Below are 19,213 nucleotides of genomic sequence, written 5' to 3'. Positions count from 1 at the left end.
GTCGTTATTCCCCGGGCCGCGGCGGGCCAACCCCGGGCCGACCCCCGGCGCGGGAGCTCAGCGGGCTCCCGCGAGACCGTCGTCGTCCCGGCGCCGGTCCTCGCGCTCGAGCTCCTCCTCCTCGGCCTCGGCCTCGATGACGTGCGACTCGCCGGCGGTGGTGGCCGCGGCATCGCCGTGCGACTCCCCGTAGACCTGCTCGGCCCGCCCCAGCAGTTCCTCTGCCTTGGCCCTGACCTTGTCGAAGATGCTCATGGCCTCATCCTTCCGCAGGCAGGCGGGCGGTCACCCGCCGGAGCTCTGGTCGGCTTCCGCGGTCCGGTCCGCTCCTCACTCGTTCCTCGCTGCGATGCTCCCGGACCTGTCAGCCTCCGGCGAAGGGCGGCAGCACGTCGACCACCGCTCCGGGTGACAGAGCCAACGACCGGTCGCGCGTGGTGGTTCCGTCCACCAGGAAGGAGCAGGCCGTCAGGACCCGCTCCAGCCGCTCGCCGTGGGCGTCGACGAGCTGGTCGACCAGCTCGTCGAGGCGGGCCGCCTCCCGTGTCTCGGTGTCGACGCCGGAGGCCGCCCGCGCTCCGGCGAAGTACCGGACCGTCACCGTCGTCGCCGGGGTGGTGGGGTGGGTGGACACCTCAGCCGCCGATCGCCGACATCGGGCGGGCGGGCTGCAGGAAGCTGGGGTCGTCGATCCCGTGCCCCGGCAGCTTCCCGAGGGTGGCGACCCGCCAGCGGTCGGCCAGCTCCTGGTCGGTCGCGCCCTCGCGCATCGGGGTCCGCAGGTCGGACTCCTCGCGGGCGAACAGGCAGTTGCGGATCTGGCCGTCCGCGGTCAGCCGGGTGCGGTCGCAGGAGCCGCAGAAGGACCGCGTCACCGAGGCGATCACGCCGACCGTCGCCGGGCCGCCGTCGACCAGCCAGCGCTCGGCCGGGGCCGACCCGCGGTCCTCGGTGTCCGGGGTGAGGGTGTGCGCCGCCGTCAGCCGCTCGAGGATGTCCTCGGCGGTGACCATCTCGCCGCGGGTCCAGGCGTGGTGGGCGTCCAGCGGCATCTGCTCGATGAAGCGCAGCTGGTAGCCGTGCTCGAGGCAGAAGTCCAGCAGCGGGACGGCGTCCTCCTCGTTCATCCCGCGCAGCAGCACGGCGTTGACCTTGACCGGCGTGAGGCCCGCGGCGTGGGCGGCGGCCATGCCGGCGATCACGTCGTCGAAGCGGTCGCGGTGGGTGAGCTGCTTGAACCGGTCGCGGTCGACGGTGTCGAGGCTGACGTTGATCCGGTCCAGCCCGGCCGCGGCCAGCGCCGGCGCCACCCGGGCCAGGCCGATCGCGTTGGTCGTGAGGCTGACCTCGGGCCGCGGCGACAGGGCGGTGGCGCCGGCCACGATGCCCACGAGGCCGGGCCGCAGCAGCGGCTCGCCGCCGGTGAACCGGACCTCCTCGATGCCGAGCTGCTCCACGCCGATGCGCACCAGCCGGACGATCTCCTCGTCGGTCAGCACCTCGACCTTGGGCAGCCAGTCCAGCCCCTCGGGCGGCATGCAGTACGTGCACCGCAGGTTGCAGCGGTCGGTCAGGGACACCCGGAGGTCGGTGGCGACCCGGCCGTGCCGGTCGACCAGCCCGCCGGTGCCGGGGGCGGCCGCCTCGGGAGGGCGCACCCAGGGATCGGGCAGCGGGCTGCTGGTCATGGGCCGAATGTAGTAGCGCCGGACGAGTAATGGGGTGGGGAAGTCGGCATCCGCCGCTAGGCTCGCGCCGCCACCCGAGAGACCGGCGGAGGACCACCCCGCACTCGCCTGTGGCCAGAGAGCGCGAGAACACCGTGTCGCCCCGCACCGTCTTCAGTCCCTACGCCCGCCTGTTCGCCGTCCCCGGCGCCGCCGCGTTCTCCTTCGCCGGCTGGGTGGGGCGGCTGCCGGCTCCCATGCTGGGGCTCGGCGCCGTCCTGCTGGTGGAGGGCGAGACCGGCAGCTACGGCCTCGCCGGCGCCGTCTCCGGCACCCTCGCGCTCTGCTACGGCCTGGCCGGCCCGCAGTGGGCGCGGGCGATGGACCGCCGCGGCCAGGGCCGGGTGCTGCGGGTGGCCATGACCGCGTTCGCGCTCTCCGGCATCGCCTTCGTCGCGTCGGTCGTGGCCGGTGGCCCCCGCTGGAGCTGGTTCCTGCTGGCCGCGCTGGCCGGCGCCAGCGGCCCGAACGTCGGCTCGATGGTCCGGGCGCGGTGGTCGGCCGTGCTGGACCCGGCCGGGCGGCAGACGGCCTACGCCTTCGAGGCGGTCGCCGACGAGGTCGTGTTCGTCCTCGGGCCCCCGCTGGTGACCCTGCTGGCCACGCTGATCGCGCCCCCCGTCGGCTTCCTCACCGGCGTCTTCTTCGGCGTGGTGGGCGGGCTCTGGCTGGCCGCGCAACCCGCCACGGAGCCGCCGCTGCACCCGGTCGACGCGGCCGCGCCGACGCGTCGGCTCGCCGCGCTCACGCCCACGCTGCTCGTCGTCGTCGTCACCTACCTGGGCGTGGGCACGGTCTTCGGCGGCATCGACGTCGTCGTCATCGGCTTCGCCGAGGAGCAGGGGAAGCCGGCCCTGGCGGGCGCGGTGCTCGCCGTCTTCGCCGCCGGGAGCCTGGTGGCCGGGCTCGCCTACGGGCTCGCCCGGCTGCCGGGCACGCTCGCCGCCCGGTTCGTCGGGACGGCGGTCGCCTTCGGGCTGGCCGCCCAGCTGCTGTGGGGCGTGGGGTCGCTTCCGGTGCTGATCGGCTGCGGGTTCCTCGCCGGCCTGACCATCGCGCCGGTGCTGGTGTCGGGGACGTCGCTGGTCGAGTCGCGGGTCGCCCCCGGCGTGCTGACCGAGTCCCTGGCCTGGACGATCACCGGGCTGACGCTCGGGGTCACCGTGGGCTCGGCGGTCGCCGGTGCGGCCGTGGACGCGTGGGGTGCCGAACGTGCCTTCGCCGTCCCGGCAGGGGCGGCCGGGCTGGCGGCGCTCCTCGCGCTGGCCGGCGCGGTGTTCCTGCGGTCACCGGCCGATGCGGCCCCCGATCACCGTCCGCTGGTTCAGGACGACGCGACGGGGTAGGTCGCGGGCAGGGTCGATCGCGCACGACCGATCGCCGGCACCGATCGCTCGGCGGCGACCCCACCCCGACCCGAAAGGACAGTCCATGACCCACGTCCCCACGATCGCCCTGAACAACGGCGTCGAGATCCCGCAGCTCGGGTTCGGCGTCTACCAGGTCCCGCCCGAGGACACCGCCGACGTCGTCGGCACCGCCCTCGAGGTCGGTTACCGGCACATCGACACCGCGCAGATGTACGGCAACGAGAAGGGCGTCGGCGAGGCGGTCGCGAAGTCCGGCATCGACCGGAGCGAGATCTTCGTGACCAGCAAGCTGAACAACGGCTTCCACCGCCGGGACGACGCGCTGCGCGCCTTCGACGGCACGCTCGAGGCGCTGGGCTTCGAGCAGCTCGACCTGTTCCTCATCCACTGGCCGCTGCCGGGCATCGACGTCGACTACGTGGAGACGTGGAAGGCGATGGAGGAGATCTACGCCAGCGGCCGCTGCCGCGCCATCGGCGTCTCGAACTTCAACCCGCACCACCTGCGGCGGCTGTTCGCCGAGTCCGGGACCCGGCCGGCGGTGAACCAGATCGAGGTGCACCCCTACCTCGCGCAGGACGACGTGCGGGCGTTCGACGCCGACCACGAGATCGTCACCGAGGCGTGGTCGCCCATCGCCCAGGGCAAGGTGCTCGGTGACCCGGCGATCACCGCGATCGCCGAGCGGCTGGGGCGGACGCCGGCCCAGGTCGTGCTGCGCTGGCACGTCCAGCGCGGCGACGTGGTCTTCCCGAAGTCGGTGACCCGTGAGCGGATCGAGCAGAACTTCGCGCTCTTCGACTTCGAGCTGGGCACCGAGGACATGGCCGCGATCACCGGCCTGGACCGGGGCGAGCGCACCGGACCCGATCCCGACTCGTTCAACTACATCCCGGGCTGATCGCGGGCCCGCGCTTCCGGCGTCGTCTGGCCTGCCGCGGCCCGGAGCAGCGCCGCCCGCACGATCGCCAGCACGTCCTCGCCGTCCAGGCCCGCGTCCCGGGCCTGGACGGCGAGCCGCGTCGCGGCCCGCCGGATCTCCTCCTCGGCGGGCCGCGGCTCGGACCGGCTGACGACGGTGCCGGTCCGGCGGCGGCTGGCCACCAGGCCGGCGGCCTCCAGCTCGCCGTAGGCGCGGGCCACGGTGCCGGTGGCCACGCCGAGGTCGGCCGCCAGCGCCCGCATCGTGGGCAGCCGCGCGCCGTCGGCGAGCAGGCCGCTGTGCACGTAGGCGGCGATCTGGCTCCGGATCTGCTCGTACGGCGGCGTGGCCGAGTGCACGTCGACGGCGATGTCGAGCGCCACCGTCGGTCAGCCGGCCCGGACCAGCGGCGCGTCCGCCGGGACACCGGGCGCACGGGTGGACGCGACGGCCACACCGCACACCATCGCCGCCCCGCCGAGCAGGGAGCCGGCCACGCCGATACCGCCGAGGAGGCCGGAGCCGAGGCTGCTCGTGGCCACCGAGTGCAGCGCGCCGCCCCCGACGAACAGCAGCCCGCCGCTGACCACCAGCGGAACCGCCACGGCCACCCGCAGGACCCGGTGGGCCGACGCCCGGCGGAGTGCGGTCTCGATGCCGTCGTCCGTCGTCGCCACGGCCGGCCGGTTCGCCACGATCCACAGCGCGGCAGCCGTGAGGGCGGCGAGGACGAGCAGGCCGACCGCGGCGGGGGTCCCGTAGAAGAGGCCGGGGAACGGGCTGGCGGTGGCGCTGGCCGCCCCGGCGCCGTCGGAGACCGCGCGGGTGATGCTGCGACCGTCGGCGTCGGCCAGCAGCGCGCCACCGACGAGCACGAGCCCGGCGAGGGCGCCCGCCACCTGGCCGGCCCGCACGAGCCAGGCCGGCGCGGCGTCCAGCAGCCCGCGACGGACCAGCCGGGCGCGCCGGACCCCGCCCTGCGGCCGGGGCCAGGTGAGCTCGCCGACCGCCAGGACGAGGGTGTGGACCACGCCGAAGGTGACCGGCACCAGCAGTGCCGTGATGCCGAGACCCCCGGGCGAGTGGTTGCCCAGGCCCGCGGTGCCGACGTAGCCGGCCGCCGTCGCCGCCAGGAGGATCGCGGCCACGGACGCGTGGACGGCGTGCGCCCGGGCGGCCGCGACCGAGGTCTCGCGGCTCGGTGGTGACCGGCGGGCCAGCGCCGTGCCTGCCGCGACCGCGAGGACGGCGACCACCAGCACGCCCAGCGGGATGAGTGCCACGATGCCTCCACTGCCTCATTGACTCAAGTGATTGAGACAATGACAGGTGGTTTGGCCATGTGCAAGACGCGCCGGTTGCGGAACTTGGCACATGGATACGGAGTATGCATACTCCGTATCCATGTCCATCCGACACGGCCTGCTGGCCCTCCTCGAGCGCGGACCCAGCCACGGCTACCAGTTGCGCGCGGAGTTCGACGCGGCGACGGGCGCGACCTGGCCGCTGAACGTCGGGCAGGTCTACACGACCCTCGCCCGGCTCGAGCGCGACGGGCTCGTCGCCCAGGACGGCGTCCCGGATACCGAGGGACGGATCGCCTACCGGCTCACCGACCAGGGCCGCGACGAGGTCCGGGCCTGGTTCGGCTCGCCGGTGAACCAGAAGGCGGCACCCCGTGACGAGCTCGCCATCAAGCTGGCGCTGGCGGTCACCACTCCGGGGGTCGACGTCCTCTCGGTGGTGCAGACCCAGCGCACCTCGACGATGACCGCGATGCAGGAGTTCACCCGGCTCAAGGTCCGCGCGGCCGAGGACGACCTGGCCTGGTCGCTGGTCCTGGACTCGATGGTCTTCCGCGCGGAGGCCGAGATCCGCTGGCTGGACCACTGCGAGGCGCGGGTAGCCCGGGCCGCGGCCCGCCGCCCGCAGAACACCGCCGTCGAGACGTCGTCGGCCCCGACCGGTCCGGCGGCCCGGCGATGAGCGCCCCGGTGCTGCTGCTCGCCGGCGTGACCCGCGACCACGTGCAGGGCGGCGAGACCGTGCACGCGCTGCGGGGGGTGGACCTGGCGGTGCACGCCGGCGAGCTGGTCGCGGTGATGGGGCCCTCGGGGTCGGGCAAGTCGACCCTGCTGCACGTCGCGGGCGGGCTGGACAGCCCGACGTCGGGCCGGGTGCTCGTCGAGGACCGGGATCTCGCCACCCTGTCGGCGGCCCAGGTCGCGGCGGTGCGCCGGCGCAGCGTGGGCTACGTCTTCCAGGACCTCAACCTGCTGCCCTCCCTGTCGGCGCTGGAGAACGTGTCGCTGCCGCTCGAGCTGGACGGGACCCGCGGCAGCATGGCGCGGCGTGCCGCCCGGGAGGCGCTCGACGAGGTGGGGATGGGGGCGCTGGCCGGGCGGTTCCCCGACGAGATGTCCGGGGGGCAGCAGCAGCGGGTGGCCATCGCCCGCGCGCTGGTCGGCCCGCGCCGGCTGCTGCTGGCCGACGAGCCCACCGGTGCGCTGGACTCCACCACCGGTGAGGAGGTGCTGCGGATCCTCCGGGCCCGCTGCGAGGCCGGTGCCGCCGGAGTCCTGGTCACGCACGAGGCGCGGCACGCGGCCTGGGCCGACCGCGTGGTGTTCCTCCGGGACGGCGTCGTGGTGGACCAGAGCGGCCCGGCCGCCGGGGCGGAGACGCTGCTCGCCGCGGGCGGTGGGGCGTGAGCCGGCTCCCGCGCTGGCGCCTGGCGCTGCGGATCGCCCGCCGCGACGCCCTGCGGCACAAGGGCCGGACGCTGCTCGTCCTCCTCATGGTCGGCCTGCCGGTCCTGGCCATCACCGGCGGCGACACGCTGTACCGGACCTCGGAGGTGGACGCGGCCGAGGCCCTGCCCGCGGCGCTGGGCGGCGCCGACGTGCGGATCAGCGGTGAGTCCCGGGAGGCCATCTCCGTCGACCCGGCCACCGGCGTCGTGTGGGCGAAGGCCGCGCCCGCGGATCCGCCGTGGACCGCCGAGGAGGTGGCCGGGGCGCTGCCGGACGCTGCGCGCGTGGTCGAGAGCGTGACCGGCTGGCTCTACCTCGGCACCGACGGGGGCTACGCCCGCGTCGACGGCTACGCCGAGGACACCGCGGACCCGATGACCGAGGGCCGGTTCGAGCTGCTGGAGGGCCGGCTGCCCGAGCGCGCCGGCGAGATCGCGGTGACCCGGCAGGTGGTGGAGCGCGGCAGCGGCCTGGGGGAGGAGGCCCGGCTCACCCGGGACGACGTGCCGGCCGAGGTGGTCGGCGTGGTCCGGTGGCCGGAGCGCTCGGGCGAGTTCGTGGTGCTGCCCGCGGCGGACGCCGGGCTTCTCGGCGATCCGCGGAGCCGGTTCTACGCGACCGTGCCCGGCGGCCTCGACTGGCCGGCCGTGCAGGCGCTCAACGAGCAGGGGCTGGCGGTGCTGTCCCGCGCGGTGGCCGCCGACCCGCCACCGGAGTCGGCCTGGCTGCCGGCGGCTGACGTGGGCTACCGCGACGGCGGGAACGGCGCGGCCGAGACCGCGGTGCTCTCGCTCGTCGTGGCGTCCCTCGTCCTGGAGGTGGTGCTGCTCGCCGGCCCGGCGTTCGCCGTCGGCGTCCGCCGGCAGCGCCGCGACCTCGCGCTGGTCGGTGCCGCCGGCGGCTCGGCCGGGGACCTGCGCCGGATCATCCTCGCCAACGGGGTGGTGCTCGGCGGTGGCGCGGCGGTGCTCGGCGCGGCCGCCGGCATCGGGCTGGCCGCGGCCGCCGTCCCGGTGCTCGAGGCCCGCAGCGACCTGGTGTTCGGTCCGTTCGAGGTGCCGGTCGTCGACGTGCTCCTCACCGTGGGGGTGGGCCTGGTGGCGGGCCTCGCCGCCGCCTGGTTCCCGGCGCGCCAGGCGGCCCGCACCGAGGTCGTGGACGCCCTGGCCGGGCGGCGCGGCCAGGTGCGCACGTCCTGGCGCTCGCCGCTGGCCGGCCTGGTGCTGGCCGCCGCCGGGCTGGCCCTCGTCGTCCTGGGCGCCCGAGGCGCGGAACTGGCCGTCGCCGGTGGTGCGGTGCTGCTGGTCGTCGGCATCGTGGTGGCCACGCCGTGGCTGGTCGGCCTGCTCGCCCCGCTGGCGCGGTGGCTGCCGGTCTCCGGCCGGCTGGCCGTGCGCGACGCGACCCGCAACCGCAGCCGAACCGCACCGGCGGTCGCGGCGGTGATGGCCACCGTCGCCGGCGTCACCGCACTGGCGATCGGCAGCGCGAGCGACAGCGCCCAGGCGCGGCGGGACTACGTCGCCGCGGCACCGCTGGGCGCCGGCCAGCTCTACGGGAACGGGCAGATGACGGAGGCGGACTGGGATGCCGTGGTGTCCGTCCTGGCCCGCGAGTCGCCCGGCCGACCGGTGCACCGGCTGCAGGGCAACGTCTGGACGAACACGGGCACGCAGGACGAGGTGTTCGCCCTGGCGGACGGGTGCACCGGCGACGCCCTCGACTGCCGCTGGTACCCGCGGGACGCGACCTCGGTGCTGACGACGACGGGGGAGCTGCTGGTCGCCGACCCGGTGGCCCTGCGGGCGGCGAGCACCACCGAGCTGCCGGACGAGGTGTACGACGCCCTCGACTCCGGGCGCGCCGCGGTGTTCGGGGCGGGCGCCGTGGACGACGCGGGGCGGCTGACCCTGGTCGGCGTCCGGTTCGACCTCCAGGGTGGCCACACCGTGTCCCGCTCGCCGGCGTCGGAGCCGGAGACGGTGCAGCTGCCGGCGGTCCAGGTGCCCCTGCCCGAGGCCGGGGCGCGGGGCGTGGACGTGCCGGCGCTCGTCGTCGTCCCGCCGTCGCTGGCCGGGGAGCTCCCGCTGCCCGTGGGGACGACGGCCGTGCTGACCGGCGGCCCCGACGACCCGGTGACCGAGGCCGAGGAGCGGCGGATCGACGAGGCCCTGGGCGCCGTCGCCGGCGGCGAGGGCGGGATCCAGGTCGAGCGCGGCTGGCAGGACAGCCTCGCCCTTCCCCGGCTGATCCTGGTCGGTGTCGGCGGTGCTCTCGTGCTCATCGCCACGCTCACCGCCACCGGCCTGGCGCTCACCGATGCCCGGCCGGACTTCGCCACCCTCGCCGCGGTGGGCGCCTCGCCGCGCACCCGCCGGTCCATGGCCATGGCCTCGGCGGTGGTCGTCGGTGGCGGGGGAGCGCTCCTCGGGGTGGCCGTCGGGCTGGCACCCGGCATCGCGGTGGCCGTGCCGCTCACCAGCACCGACTACGGCGGCGGCGCGGACCCGGTGCTCGACATCCCGTGGGACGTGCTGGGGGCCGTCGGCGTCGGCGTCCCGCTGCTGGCCGTGGCGGTCACCGGGATCGTCGTCCGCTCGCGGCTGCCGATGGCCCGGCGGCTGTCCGGGTGAGCCGAGCGACGTCCTCCCTCACCGCGCGGCCTCCTCCCCCACGGTGGGCGGCGGGGGAGGACGCGCCATGATCAGGGAACCTGATCATGGATGGGCGGTCAGTCGGTCGTGACGAAGTCGATGAGCTCCTCGACCCGGCCGATGAGGGTCGGCTCCAGGTCGGTCCAGGTGCGCACGCGGGCGAGGATGCGCTGCGCCCACACGTAGCCGGTGTCGTCCTCCCAGCCCAGCCGGCGGCAGACGCCGGTCTTCCAGTCCTCGCCCTTCGGCACGGTCGGCCAGGCCTTGATCCCGACGACCGACGGCTTCACGGCCTGCCAGATGTCGATGAACGGGTGGCCGACGACGAGGGCGTGGTCGCCGGTGATCTGCTCGGCGATCCGGGACTCCTTCGATCCGCGCACCAGGTGGTCGACCAGGACGCCGAGGCGCCGGCCCGAGGCGGGGCGGAACTCCCGCACGATGCCGGGCAGGTCGTCCACGCCGTGCAGCGGCTCGACGACGACGCCCTCGATCCGCAGGTCGTGGCCCCAGACCTTCTCGACCAGCTCCGCGTCGTGCTTGCCCTCGACGTAGATGCGCCCTTCGCGGGCGACCCGGGCGCGGGCGTTGGCCACGTAGGTGGAGCCCGAGGCGCTGCGCGTCGGCGCCGAGGGGGTCGCGTGCTTCGGGCGCACCAGGACCACCGGCCGGCCGTCCACCCAGAAGCCGGGGCCCAGTGGATAGCCGCGGGTCCGGCCGAAGCGGTCCTCGAGGTGGACGACGTCCTTCTCGCAGCGCACCACGGCGCCCACGAAGCCGGAGCTCGGGTCCTCGACGACGAGGTCCTTCTCCGCCTCGACCTGGGGGACCGGCTTCTTGACCGTGCGCGGGTGGACGAGGTTGTCGTACGGCGAGCGGGGAGGCACCTCCCGACGCTATGCACGCGGTGCCGCCCGCAAGGGGCAGGCGCGCCGACGGAGCGCACCCGCGACACGCCGCGACCCGGCTCCCGTCACGCAGCGTGGTCGACCCCGAACGACAGTTGCATCCGGCAATCGGTGCGGTCGGTGCGCTCCCCGCGTCGTCGTGACCAGGGACCACGGCCCGTCGGGAGCGGTAGCCGTGTCGGAACGTCACGCGCTGACCCCCGGGGAGCGATCCCGCGCCCGGGCGTGGCGGAACGGTCGAGATCGTTTCGCCTCCCCGGTGTCGGTCACCCATGGACGTGACCGCACCAACCTCGTGCAGAGATAGGAGCGCAACGACGATGATCGGTACCGACACCATCAGCCGCGTGATCGGCCAGGACGTCTACGACGAGTCCGGCGAGAAGATCGGCTCGGCCTCGGAGGTCTACCTCGACGACGAGACCGGCCAGCCCGAGTGGGTCACCGTGCGCACCGGCATGTTCGGCACCAAGGAGTCGTTCGTCCCGATCCGCGACGCGAACCTCACCGACGACGGCGTCCGCGTACCGGTGAGCAAGGACCGGGTGAAGGACGCGCCGAAGATCGACACCGACGGGCACCTCTCCCCGCAGGAGGAGCAGGAGCTGTACCGCTACTACGGCATGGGCACCGGCACCGACATGGCGCAGCCCATGACGACGACGGAGACCACGACCGGGGTCGCCGGGACCGGGATGGCCGACACCGGCCGCACCGAGACCGGCACCGTCGGCCACGACACCTCCGGTCCGACCACCGACGACGCCATGACGCTGTCGGAGGAGCGCCTCAACGTGGGCACCCGCTCGCAGGAGGTCGGCCGCGCCCGGCTGCGCAAGTACGTCGTCACCGAGAACGTCACCGAGACCGTGCCCACGTCGCACGAGGAGGTGCGCCTCGAGCGCGAGCCCATCACGGAGGCCAACGCCGGCAAGGCCATGGACGGGCCGGCCATCTCCGAGGAGGAGCACGAGGTCGTGCTCCACGCCGAGACCCCGGTCGTCGAGAAGGAGGCCGTGCCGGTCGAGCGCGTCCGCCTGGACAAGACCGAGGTCACCGAGCAGACCCAGGTGAGCGAGGGGCTGCGCAAGGAAGAGATCGAGGTCGACGGCGACACCCGCGACCGCGACGGCCGCAGGTGAGCAACGGCTCCTGACGGGAGCCCCAGACGGCGGCGGCCGGCCGAGGACGGGACTCGGCCGGCCGCCGTTCTCCATGCAGGTGAGATGCTCGGGGGTGTGAGCGAGCCCACCGTCGCGCCGATCGCCGCCGACCCCGCCGGATTTCCCGGCCCGGACGAGCTGGCGGCTGCCCTCGAGCGCACCGGCTACCTGCCCGACGAGGGGCTGGCGACCGCCGCCTACCTGGCGCTGGTCATGCACCGGCCGCTGTTCCTCGAGGGCGAGGCGGGCGTCGGCAAGACCGCGCTGGCCCACGCGCTGGCGCAGATCACCGGTCGGCCGATCTACCGGCTGCAGTGCTACGAGGGCCTCGAGGCCAGCCAGGCCCTCTACGACTGGGACTTCGGCCGCCAGCTGCTGCACCTGCGGGCCGCCGAGGCCGCGCACGCCACCACCGACACCGAGTCGCTGGAGGCCTCGCTCTACGACCGGCGGTTCCTGCTCGCCCGCCCGCTGCTGCAGGCCCTCGAGGACTCGCCCAGCGTGCTCCTGGTCGATGAGGTGGACCGGGCCGACGACGAGTTCGAGGCATTCCTGCTCGAGGTGCTGTCGGACTTCACCATCTCCATCCCGGAGCTCGGCACGGTGCGGGCCACGACGCCGCCGCTCGTCGTCCTCACCTCCAACCGCACCCGCGAGGTGCACGACGCCCTCAAGCGCCGGTGCCTCTACCACTGGCTGCAGCACCCCGACTTCGACCGCGAGGTGGCCATCCTGCGCCGCCGGCTGCCGGACGTCACCGAGCAGCTGGCCCGCGAGGTGGCCCGGGCGACGGCGACGCTGCGCACCCTGGACCTGCTCAAGCCGCCGGGCATCGCGGAATCGATGGACTGGGCCACCGCGCTGCACACGCTCGGCGCCCGGGACCTCGACCCGGACCTGGCGGCCCGCACCCTGGGCGCGGTGCTCAAGTACCGCGAGGACACCGAACGGGTGCAGTCCCTGGCCAAGGGGGCGATCTTCGGTGGCTGATGAAGGACCCCGTCCCCCTCACCGCTCGCAGGCTCGCGGCGAGCCTCTGGACGGGGCCGTTCCAGCACCTCACCGGGATGTGGTCGACACGGTGCTCGGGTTCGCCCGGACGCTGCGGCACGCCGGGGTGCCGGCGTCACCGGACCGCGTCGAGGCGATGCTCCAGGCGCTGGGCTCGCTCGACGTCCTCGACCCCGGCGCCGTCTACTGGGCCGGCCGGCTGACCCTCTGCAGCGGCCCCGACGACCTGGACCGCTACGACGCCGCCTTCGCCGTGTACTTCTCCGGTGAGCGGCCGCGCGCGCCGCGGACGGCCGGGCAGCCGGAGATCCAGCTCGCGGCATCGGCCCCGCTGGAGGAGGGCCCGGGGGACGGCGGCGACGAGGAGACCGAGGCGCCCGACCTCGCCGTGCAGGCCAGCGCCGACGAGGTGCTGCGCCACCGGGACGTGGCGGAGCTGACCCCGGCCGAGCGCGCGCACCTGCGGCGGCTGTTCGCCCTCCTGGCGCCGGCGACCCCCGTGCGCCCGTCCCGGCGACGCCGCCCGAACGCGCAGGGCGCGGTCCACCAGGCGCGGACCGTCCGGCGGGCGCTGCGCAGCGGGGGCGAGGTCACCCGGCTGCTGCACCACCGCAGGCAGGACCGTCCGCGGCGCGTCGTCCTGCTGGTCGACGTCTCCGGGTCGATGGCGCCCTACGCCGACGCCCTGCTGCGCTTCGCGCACGCCGCGGTCCGGGCGCGGCCGTCGTCCACCGAGGTGTTCACCATCGGGACGCGGCTGACCCGGGTGACCCGGGAGATGCGGCTGCGCGACCCCGACCGGGCGCTGGCCGCCAGCGGTTCGGCCATCCCCGACTGGTCCGGCGGCACCCGGCTGGGCGAGGTGCTCAAGGCGTTCCTGGACCGGTGGGGGCAGCGCGGCACCGCCCGCGGGGCGGTCGTGATCGTGTGCAGCGACGGGTGGGAGCGGGGCGGGACGGAGCTGCTGGGCGAGCAGATGGCCAGGCTGCGACGCCTCGCGCACGCCGTGGTGTGGGTGAACCCGCACAAGGGGCGGTCGGGGTACGAGCCGCTCACCGGCGGGATGCAGGCGGCGCTGCCGTCGGTCGACCACTTCGTCTCGGGGCACAGCATGGCCGCGTTCGAGGAGCTGACGGGAGTGATCCAGCATGCCTGAACGAGCAGCTCGATCCCGGCGGAAGGAGCCGTTCCATGCGTGACGTCCTTGAGGACCTGGTCGGCTGGTGGCAGGCGGGGGAGACCGTCGGCATGGGCACGGTGGTCGGCACCTGGCGGTCCGCGCCGCGGCCGGCCGGCGCCTCGATGCTCGTCGGCCCCGACGGCACGGCGGTGGGCAGCGTCTCCGGCGGCTGCGTCGAGGGCGCGGTCTACGAGGAGGCCAAGGACGCCGTCGAGACCGGCGTGCCGACGCTGGAGCGCTACGGGGTCAGCGACGACGACGCGTTCGCCGTCGGGCTGACCTGCGGCGGCATCCTCGACGTCTTCGTCGAGTCGATCTCGCGGGAGTCCTTCCCGGAGCTCGGCGAGGTGGCCGAATCGGTGGCCCGGCATGAGCCGGTCGCCGTGGTCACCGTGGTCAAGGGCCCCGACGACCGGCTCGGCCGGCGGCTGGTGCTGTGGCCCGACCGGGCGTCGGGCACGCTCGGCCTGCAACGGCTGGACGACGCCGTCGCCGCCGACGCCCGCGGGATGCTCGTGGCCGGCCGCACCGGCCTCCTGCACGTGGGCCACGACGGCGAGCGCCGCGGGGACGACCTGACGCTGTTCGTGAACTCCTTCGCTCCCCCGGCCCGCATGGTGGTCTTCGGCGCGATCGACTTCGCCGCGGCCGTCGCGCGGGTGGGTGCCTTCCTCGGCTACCGGGTGACCGTCTGCGACGCCCGGCCGGTGTTCGCCACCCCCAAGCGGTTCCCCGACGCCCACGAGGTGATCGTCGAGTGGCCGCACCGCTACCTGCAGGCCGAGGTGGACGCCGGCCGCATCGACGAGCGCACGGTGCTCTGCGTGCTGACCCACGACCCCAAGTTCGACGTCCCGCTGCTGGAGGTCGCGCTGCGCATCCCGGTCGCCTACGTGGGGGCCATGGGCTCGCGGCGCACCCACGAGGAGCGCGAGGCGCGGCTGCGCGAGGCCGGTCTGGGCGAGCAGGAGATCGCGCGGCTGTCCTCTCCGATCGGCCTCGACCTCGGTGCGCGGACGCCGGAGGAGACCGCGGTCTCCATCGCGGCCGAGATCATCGCCGGCCGGTGGGGCGGCACGGGGGAGCGGCTGGCCGGGATCGAGGGCCCGATCCACCGCACGGCCGACCGCTGAGAAAGGACCCCGTCCTCCCCACCACTCGCAGGCTCGCGGCGGGCCCCTGGACGGGGCCGTACCGCTACGAGGTGGAGATCGTCGGCCTGCTCGCCGCGCCGGTGCACCGCTACGCCGGCCGGCCAACCCCTGCGCGTGGATGGACGTGGCGCTGGCGCCGGGAGCGCACCGTGGCATGCGCGGGCGCGGCGGCATCCGCTGCGCCCCGCTCGGGAACGGCGCCCTCCGGGTCGGGCCCGCGCTGCTGCGCAGCGCCGTCCCTCTGGACCCGGCGCGCGCCGGGGTCGCCGTCCGCCCGGTGCGGGGCCGACACGCGGAGGCAGGCGACACGCCGTGAGCCCCGGCCAGCCCGGGGAGCGCGGGCGCGGGCCGCAGGATGTCCGAGGCCGGACCACTCAGTTCCGGGAACCGGTCCGGAGGACCTCTGCCATGCGCGCTCCCCAGCTCACCGCGGCCTTCGCCGCCACCGCCCTCCTGCTGACCGCCTGCGGGGGCAGCCCGCTGGAGGGCAAGACCGGCAGCGAGGTCGTGACCGCCGCCGCCGACGCCCTCGAGGAGGCCGGCTCGGTGCACATCGCCGGCGCCGTCGACCAGGACGGCCAGGAGGGCGAGGTCGACCTGCACCTGCAGGGGGACGACCTCACCGGCACGCTGTCGATGGACGGGGCGGAGATGGAGCTCCTGGGCGTCGACGGCACCCTCTACATCAAGGGCACCCCGGAGTTCTGGGCGGCCTCGGGCCTGCCCGAGGAGATGTCGGCCCTCTTCGAGGACCAGTGGGTGATCCTGCCCGACGAGGCGGCCGGCGAGTTCCAGGAGTTCTCCCTGGCCGGCTTCGTCGACCAGCTGCGCAACCCCGAGAGCCCCGTCCAGGACGAGGTCCGCAGCGACGAGCTCGACGGCGAGGACGTCGTCGTCGTCGAGCAGGAGGACGGCAGCTCGCTCACCGTCGCCGACTCCGACGAGGCCTACCCGCTGGAGATGACCGGCGAGGGCACCGGCACGATCACGTTCAGCCGGTTCGGTGAGACGGAGGAGATCAGCGCTCCCGAGGACGCGCTGGACCTCAACGACCTCATGGGCGGCTGACGACCCGGTCGGCCGCGCAGTCAGCCAAGCAGCTCCCGCACCGCGGACGGCGCCTGGCTCGGCCGGTGCAGGGCGGCGACCCGCCCGCCGCCGGCCGCCGCCAGGGCCGCGCAGGAGGCGCGCGCCCCCTCCTCGGCGGAGAGGGCCAGCACCTGCAGCCGGGCGGGGATGCGGGCCAGCTCGGAGGCGGCGCCCACCGGGTCGGGGCTCTCGGTGGGCAGCCCGTCCGACAGCAGCAGCACCTGCCGGTCGGCCGCCCGGGCACGGGCGAGCTGCGCCGCGGCCGTGCGCAGGGCCAGCTCGAGGTCGGTGGTGCCGCCGCCCCGCAGGTCGCAGAGCCGGTCGACGACGAGGTCGACCCGGGGGTCGGCGGAGAGCGGGCGCAGCACCACGGCCCGCGACCAGAACGCGACGACGGCCAGTTCGTCGCCCGGCCGCATCCGCTGCACCAGCGCCGAGGCGGTCAGGACGGCGGTGGCCAGCTCGTCGCCGGCGACCGAGCCGGAGGCGTCGACCAGCAGCACGACGGCCCGGCCGGTGGACCGCCAGCCGCGGGTGTGCAGGTGCTCGGCGCGCCAGTGCGGCTCGGCGCCGCGCGCGGCCAGGGTCGCGTCGAGGTCGATGTCGGAGCCCGTGGACTCCTGCCGCGTCACCATCCGGCTGGTGCCGGCGCGGTCCGGCGTCCCGCTGCGCGGAGTGCCGACGGGCAGGCGGGCGGCCAGCGTCCGCGCGGCGGCACGGAGCGCCGGGTCGAACGCCCGGGCGGCGGCGGCCAGTACCCGGGCCGCCGCGTCGGGGTCGCGGGCGGCGAGGTCGGCCACGGCCGCGGCGTCGAGCTCGCCGGCCTGCGGCGAGACCGCGTCGAAGTCCGGATTGCTGCGGGAGAGCTGGTCGCGGCTCGCCCGCCGGGCGCCGTGGGAGCGGAGCAGCTCCTCGACCTCGGCGGGATCGCTGACCACCTTCGGCGGCGACCCGCCGGGCGGCTCGGTCCCCGGCCCCGTGGGCCCCGGCGGCCCGGGCCCCGGATCGGGCGCCTCGGGCGTCAGGCTTTTCCCAGCTCCTCACCCGCCCGCCGCCAGATGTCGGTGACGACGTCCTCGACCGGGCGGGCGACGCCGTCCCCCCGGGTCACCTTCCCGGTCAGCGCGGCGAGCGCGGCGTCCAGGCCGGTCGTCTCCTCCAGCGGCGCGGTGTCCCGCACGGTGCCGAGCTCGACCGCGATCAGCACGGTGTCGATCGCGCCGCGCACCGAGGCCCCGATCCGCAGCTCCGGGTGGTCGCGGGTGATCCGGACCGCGCGCACCGCCCGGGCGACGAGGTCTCGCGGCCCGTCGGTGACCGTGCTGACGACGGCGAGTTCGGCCGCCTCGTCCTGGTAGCCCATGGCGACCCGGCACGACCGGTCGTAGAGCGCCGGCGTGACCCGGGCGGTGCCGACCGCGTCGAACGGGTTCATCGCGGCGACCAGCCGGAAGGTCGGCCGGGCGGTCACCCGGCCGAACCGGGGGACGTGCATCTCGCGTTCGGACAGGACGCCGAGCAGGACGTTCATCGTCTCCTCGGGGACCCGGTTGAACTCCTCGACGTAGAGGAGCGCGCCCTCCGTCATCGCCCGGGTCAGCGGTCCGGGGACGAAGTTCTCCGGCCGGTAGTCCTCGGTGAGCACCCGCGAGGCGTCGTGGTGGCCGACCAGGCGGGTGGGGGTGAGCTCGGCGTTGCCCTCCACGAGGACCAGTGGGGCGCCGGCACCGTCGGCCAGCGAGCGCAGCAACGTCGTCTTGCCCGTGCCGGGCGGGCCCTCGAGGACGACGTTGCGGCCGGCCGAGAGCGCGGCCGCGACCACCTCGGCCTCCCGGATGCGGGCGACCACGCGGTCGCGGGCCAGCCGCACCATCCCGCCGACGTCCAGGTGCCCGGCCGTGCGGGTGGTGTTCACCGATCCTCCTGCTCACAGGCAGATCCGGGGTGCCACCGCGACCGGTGACACCCCGGACAGTCACGTTCTGGAACGGCCATCCCTCGGGGGCCCGCGCCGAGCCCGCGAGGCGTGGGGGGAGGGGTGGCCCTTCTTCAGTCGTAGATGATCACGCCGCGGAGGTTCGTGCCCGCGTGCAGGTCCGCGTACCCCTGGTTGATGTCGTCCAGCTTGTACCGCTTGGTGATCAGCTCGTCGAGCTTGATCTTGCCCTCCTGGTAGAGCCGCAGCATCTTCAGCATGTCGGCGCTGGGGTTCTGGTCCCCGAACAGCGCCCCGCGGATCTCCTTGGTGAACAGCGCCAGCATGCTGGGGTTGATCGGGATGCCCACGTCGGTCAGGTCGCCGAGGCCGGTGATGACGACGCGCCCGCCCTTGCCGATCGCCTCGACCGCCTGGGCCACGTGCTCGCCCTTGAGCACGCCGACGGTGATCAGCACCTTGTCCGCGCCCTGCCCGTTGGTGACGCTGCGGCCGAACTCCGCGGCCTCCTCGATGCTCTCGAAGGCATGGGTGGCGCCCAGTTCCATCGCCTTCTCGCGCTTGAAGGCCACCGGGTCGACGGCGACGACGTGGCTGGCGCCGGCGTGCGCCGCCCCCTGGACCGCGTTGATGCCGATGCCGCCGACCCCCATGACGATCACCGTGTCGCCCGGGCGGACCTCACCCGCCTGCACCGCCGTCCCCCAGCCGGTGCCGACGCCGCAGCCGACCAGGCAGGCGACGTCGAGCGGGATGTCGTCGGGGATCTTGACCGTCGAGCGGACGTCGACCGTCGTCACCTCGGCGAAGGTGCCGAGCCCGCACATCTGGCCGACGTCGGTGCCGTCGGAGGTCTGGACGCGGAAGCTCTCCGCGTCGTCCCAGCGGGAGCCCATGAGGAGGTTGGCGCCGGAGTCGCAGATGTACTGCTGGCCGTTGGCGCAGTACCGGCAGCGGCCGCAGCCGGGGAGGAAGGAGAAGACCACGTGGTCGCCCTCGGCGAAGCCGGGGGTGTTCGGGCCCACGGCGGTGACCACGCCGGCGCCCTCGTGGCCGCCGAGGAACGGGTAGTGGCCGACCGGGATGTCGCCGGTCGCCACGTGGTCGTCCGAGTGGCACAGCCCGGAGGCGGCCAGCTTGACCTGGAGCTCCCCGCTCCGCGGGTCGTCGACGACCAGGTCGGTGACCTCCCACTGGCCGGGGGCGGAGCGCATGATCGCGCCGCGGGTGTTCACGGGCACAGGTGCCTCCTCGTTGAGGGCTGCTCGGGCGTGCGCGAACGCGTACGCCTGAGGCGCACCGTATGGCGCACATCACATCGACGGAAGGGCATGCAACGTTCACCC

General features: G+C 75.0%; 19 protein-coding genes. 10 read left to right on the top strand and 9 right to left on the bottom strand.

The window, feature by feature from the left end; genetic code table 11:
* Positions 1-57: 57 nt before the first annotated feature.
* The 3 genes from BM142_RS14200 to moaA form a co-directional block, all read right to left on the bottom strand.
* A complete protein-coding gene (locus BM142_RS14200) occupies positions 58-255 on the bottom strand; it encodes a hypothetical protein (RefSeq protein ID WP_092199910.1) in 198 nt (65 codons plus the stop codon).
* 109 nt (positions 256-364) lie between these two features.
* Entirely contained in the window at positions 365-634 is a 270-nt protein-coding gene (locus BM142_RS14195; RefSeq protein ID WP_254790941.1) for a MoaD/ThiS family protein, read from the bottom strand.
* Between the two features lies 1 nt (position 635).
* On the bottom strand, positions 636-1,688 hold the full coding sequence (gene moaA, locus BM142_RS14190) for a GTP 3',8-cyclase MoaA (protein ID WP_092199907.1): 1,053 nt from the start codon (positions 1,686-1,688) through the stop codon (positions 636-638).
* 134 nt (positions 1,689-1,822) lie between these two features.
* Here moaA and BM142_RS14185 point away from each other — a divergent pair, with 134 nt between their 5' ends.
* On the top strand, positions 1,823-3,073 hold the full coding sequence (locus tag BM142_RS14185) for an MFS transporter (protein WP_092200063.1): 1,251 nt from the start codon (positions 1,823-1,825) through the stop codon (positions 3,071-3,073).
* A gap of 85 nt (positions 3,074-3,158) precedes the next feature.
* The gene (locus BM142_RS14180; RefSeq protein ID WP_092199904.1) at positions 3,159-3,998 is read left to right on the top strand and encodes an aldo/keto reductase; all 840 of its coding nucleotides are present in this window, start codon (positions 3,159-3,161) and stop codon (positions 3,996-3,998) included.
* Here the strand turns inward: BM142_RS14180 and BM142_RS14175 are convergent.
* Entirely contained in the window at positions 3,983-4,402 is a 420-nt protein-coding gene (locus tag BM142_RS14175) for a GntR family transcriptional regulator (RefSeq protein WP_092199901.1), read from the bottom strand. The genes BM142_RS14180 and BM142_RS14175 overlap by 16 nt on opposite strands.
* Positions 4,403-4,408: 6 nt before the next feature.
* Complete coding sequence (locus tag BM142_RS14170; RefSeq protein WP_092199898.1) at positions 4,409-5,302, bottom strand: hypothetical protein; 894 nt, start codon at positions 5,300-5,302, stop codon at positions 4,409-4,411.
* Positions 5,303-5,423: 121 nt separating this feature from the next.
* Between BM142_RS14170 and BM142_RS14165 the strand changes: the two genes are divergently transcribed.
* Genes BM142_RS14165 through BM142_RS14155 form a run of 3 tightly spaced genes read left to right on the top strand, consistent with a single transcriptional unit; the run spans position 5,424 to position 9,405 of the window.
* The gene (locus tag BM142_RS14165) at positions 5,424-6,005 is read left to right on the top strand and encodes a PadR family transcriptional regulator (RefSeq protein ID WP_092199895.1); all 582 of its coding nucleotides are present in this window, start codon (positions 5,424-5,426) and stop codon (positions 6,003-6,005) included.
* Positions 6,002-6,730, top strand: coding sequence for an ABC transporter ATP-binding protein (locus tag BM142_RS14160; RefSeq protein ID WP_092199892.1), 729 nt, complete (start codon positions 6,002-6,004; stop codon positions 6,728-6,730). Before BM142_RS14165 ends, BM142_RS14160 begins: the two co-directional genes overlap by 4 nt.
* Positions 6,727-9,405 (top strand): FtsX-like permease family protein, encoded by a 2,679-nt coding sequence (locus BM142_RS14155; RefSeq protein ID WP_092199889.1) that lies wholly within the window; start codon positions 6,727-6,729, stop codon positions 9,403-9,405. The genes BM142_RS14160 and BM142_RS14155 overlap by 4 nt, the downstream gene beginning before the upstream one ends.
* A 98-nt stretch (positions 9,406-9,503) precedes the next feature.
* Here the strand turns inward: BM142_RS14155 and BM142_RS14150 are convergent, their stop codons facing one another.
* Positions 9,504-10,313 (bottom strand): DUF3097 domain-containing protein, encoded by an 810-nt coding sequence (locus tag BM142_RS14150; RefSeq protein WP_092199886.1) that lies wholly within the window; start codon positions 10,311-10,313, stop codon positions 9,504-9,506.
* A 341-nt stretch (positions 10,314-10,654) separates the two neighbouring features.
* On the opposite strand from BM142_RS14150, the gene BM142_RS14145 reads away from it, so the two are divergent.
* The 5 genes from BM142_RS14145 to BM142_RS14120 all read left to right on the top strand — a co-directional run bounded on the left by BM142_RS14145 (position 10,655) and on the right by BM142_RS14120 (position 15,910).
* Complete coding sequence (locus tag BM142_RS14145) at positions 10,655-11,476, top strand: DUF2382 domain-containing protein (protein ID WP_092199883.1); 822 nt, start codon at positions 10,655-10,657, stop codon at positions 11,474-11,476.
* 96 nt (positions 11,477-11,572) lie between these two features.
* Complete coding sequence (locus BM142_RS14140) at positions 11,573-12,487, top strand: AAA family ATPase (RefSeq protein WP_254790939.1); 915 nt, start codon at positions 11,573-11,575, stop codon at positions 12,485-12,487.
* Between the two features lie 79 nt (positions 12,488-12,566).
* Positions 12,567-13,664 (top strand): vWA domain-containing protein, encoded by a 1,098-nt coding sequence (locus BM142_RS14135; protein ID WP_254790937.1) that lies wholly within the window; start codon positions 12,567-12,569, stop codon positions 13,662-13,664.
* A gap of 35 nt (positions 13,665-13,699) precedes the next feature.
* Positions 13,700-14,821, top strand: coding sequence for an XdhC family protein (locus BM142_RS14130; protein WP_092199874.1), 1,122 nt, complete (start codon positions 13,700-13,702; stop codon positions 14,819-14,821).
* Positions 14,822-15,250: 429 nt separating this feature from the next.
* Entirely contained in the window at positions 15,251-15,910 is a 660-nt protein-coding gene (locus tag BM142_RS14120) for a LolA-like protein (protein ID WP_092199871.1), read from the top strand.
* A gap of 20 nt (positions 15,911-15,930) precedes the next feature.
* On the opposite strand, the gene BM142_RS14115 is transcribed toward BM142_RS14120, so the two are convergent.
* The 3 genes from BM142_RS14115 to BM142_RS14105 all read right to left on the bottom strand — a co-directional run bounded on the left by BM142_RS14115 (position 15,931) and on the right by BM142_RS14105 (position 19,108).
* Complete coding sequence (locus BM142_RS14115) at positions 15,931-16,869, bottom strand: vWA domain-containing protein (protein ID WP_254790935.1); 939 nt, start codon at positions 16,867-16,869, stop codon at positions 15,931-15,933.
* A gap of 83 nt (positions 16,870-16,952) precedes the next feature.
* Positions 16,953-17,846: an AAA family ATPase gene (locus BM142_RS14110; protein ID WP_254790933.1), complete on the bottom strand. Its 894-nt coding sequence runs from the start codon at positions 17,844-17,846 to the stop codon at positions 16,953-16,955.
* A 134-nt stretch (positions 17,847-17,980) separates the two neighbouring features.
* Complete coding sequence (locus BM142_RS14105) at positions 17,981-19,108, bottom strand: NDMA-dependent alcohol dehydrogenase (RefSeq protein WP_092199868.1); 1,128 nt, start codon at positions 19,106-19,108, stop codon at positions 17,981-17,983.
* Positions 19,109-19,213: the final 105 nt, after the last annotated feature.

Origin of the sequence: Blastococcus tunisiensis, from assembly GCF_900112815.1 — a bacterium.
GTDB classification, from domain to species: domain Bacteria; phylum Actinomycetota; class Actinomycetes; order Mycobacteriales; family Geodermatophilaceae; genus Blastococcus_B; species Blastococcus_B tunisiensis.
The sequence above is the reverse complement of the archived record's forward strand: the minus strand, read 5'-3'. Positions and strand labels throughout refer to the sequence as shown.

Coding starts and splice junctions, on each gene's coding strand:
- BM142_RS14200 (WP_092199910.1), bottom strand. CDS start 255: ATGAGCATCTTCGACAAGGTCAGGGCCAAGGCAGAGGAACTGCTGGGG.
- moaA (WP_092199907.1), bottom strand. CDS start 1,688: ATGACCAGCAGCCCGCTGCCCGATCCCTGGGTGCGCCCTCCCGAGGCG.
- BM142_RS14180 (WP_092199904.1), top strand. CDS start 3,159: ATGACCCACGTCCCCACGATCGCCCTGAACAACGGCGTCGAGATCCCG.
- BM142_RS14165 (WP_092199895.1), top strand. CDS start 5,424: ATGTCCATCCGACACGGCCTGCTGGCCCTCCTCGAGCGCGGACCCAGC.
- BM142_RS14160 (WP_092199892.1), top strand. CDS start 6,002: ATGAGCGCCCCGGTGCTGCTGCTCGCCGGCGTGACCCGCGACCACGTG.
- BM142_RS14145 (WP_092199883.1), top strand. CDS start 10,655: ATGATCGGTACCGACACCATCAGCCGCGTGATCGGCCAGGACGTCTAC.
- BM142_RS14130 (WP_092199874.1), top strand. CDS start 13,700: ATGCGTGACGTCCTTGAGGACCTGGTCGGCTGGTGGCAGGCGGGGGAG.
- BM142_RS14120 (WP_092199871.1), top strand. CDS start 15,251: ATGCGCGCTCCCCAGCTCACCGCGGCCTTCGCCGCCACCGCCCTCCTG.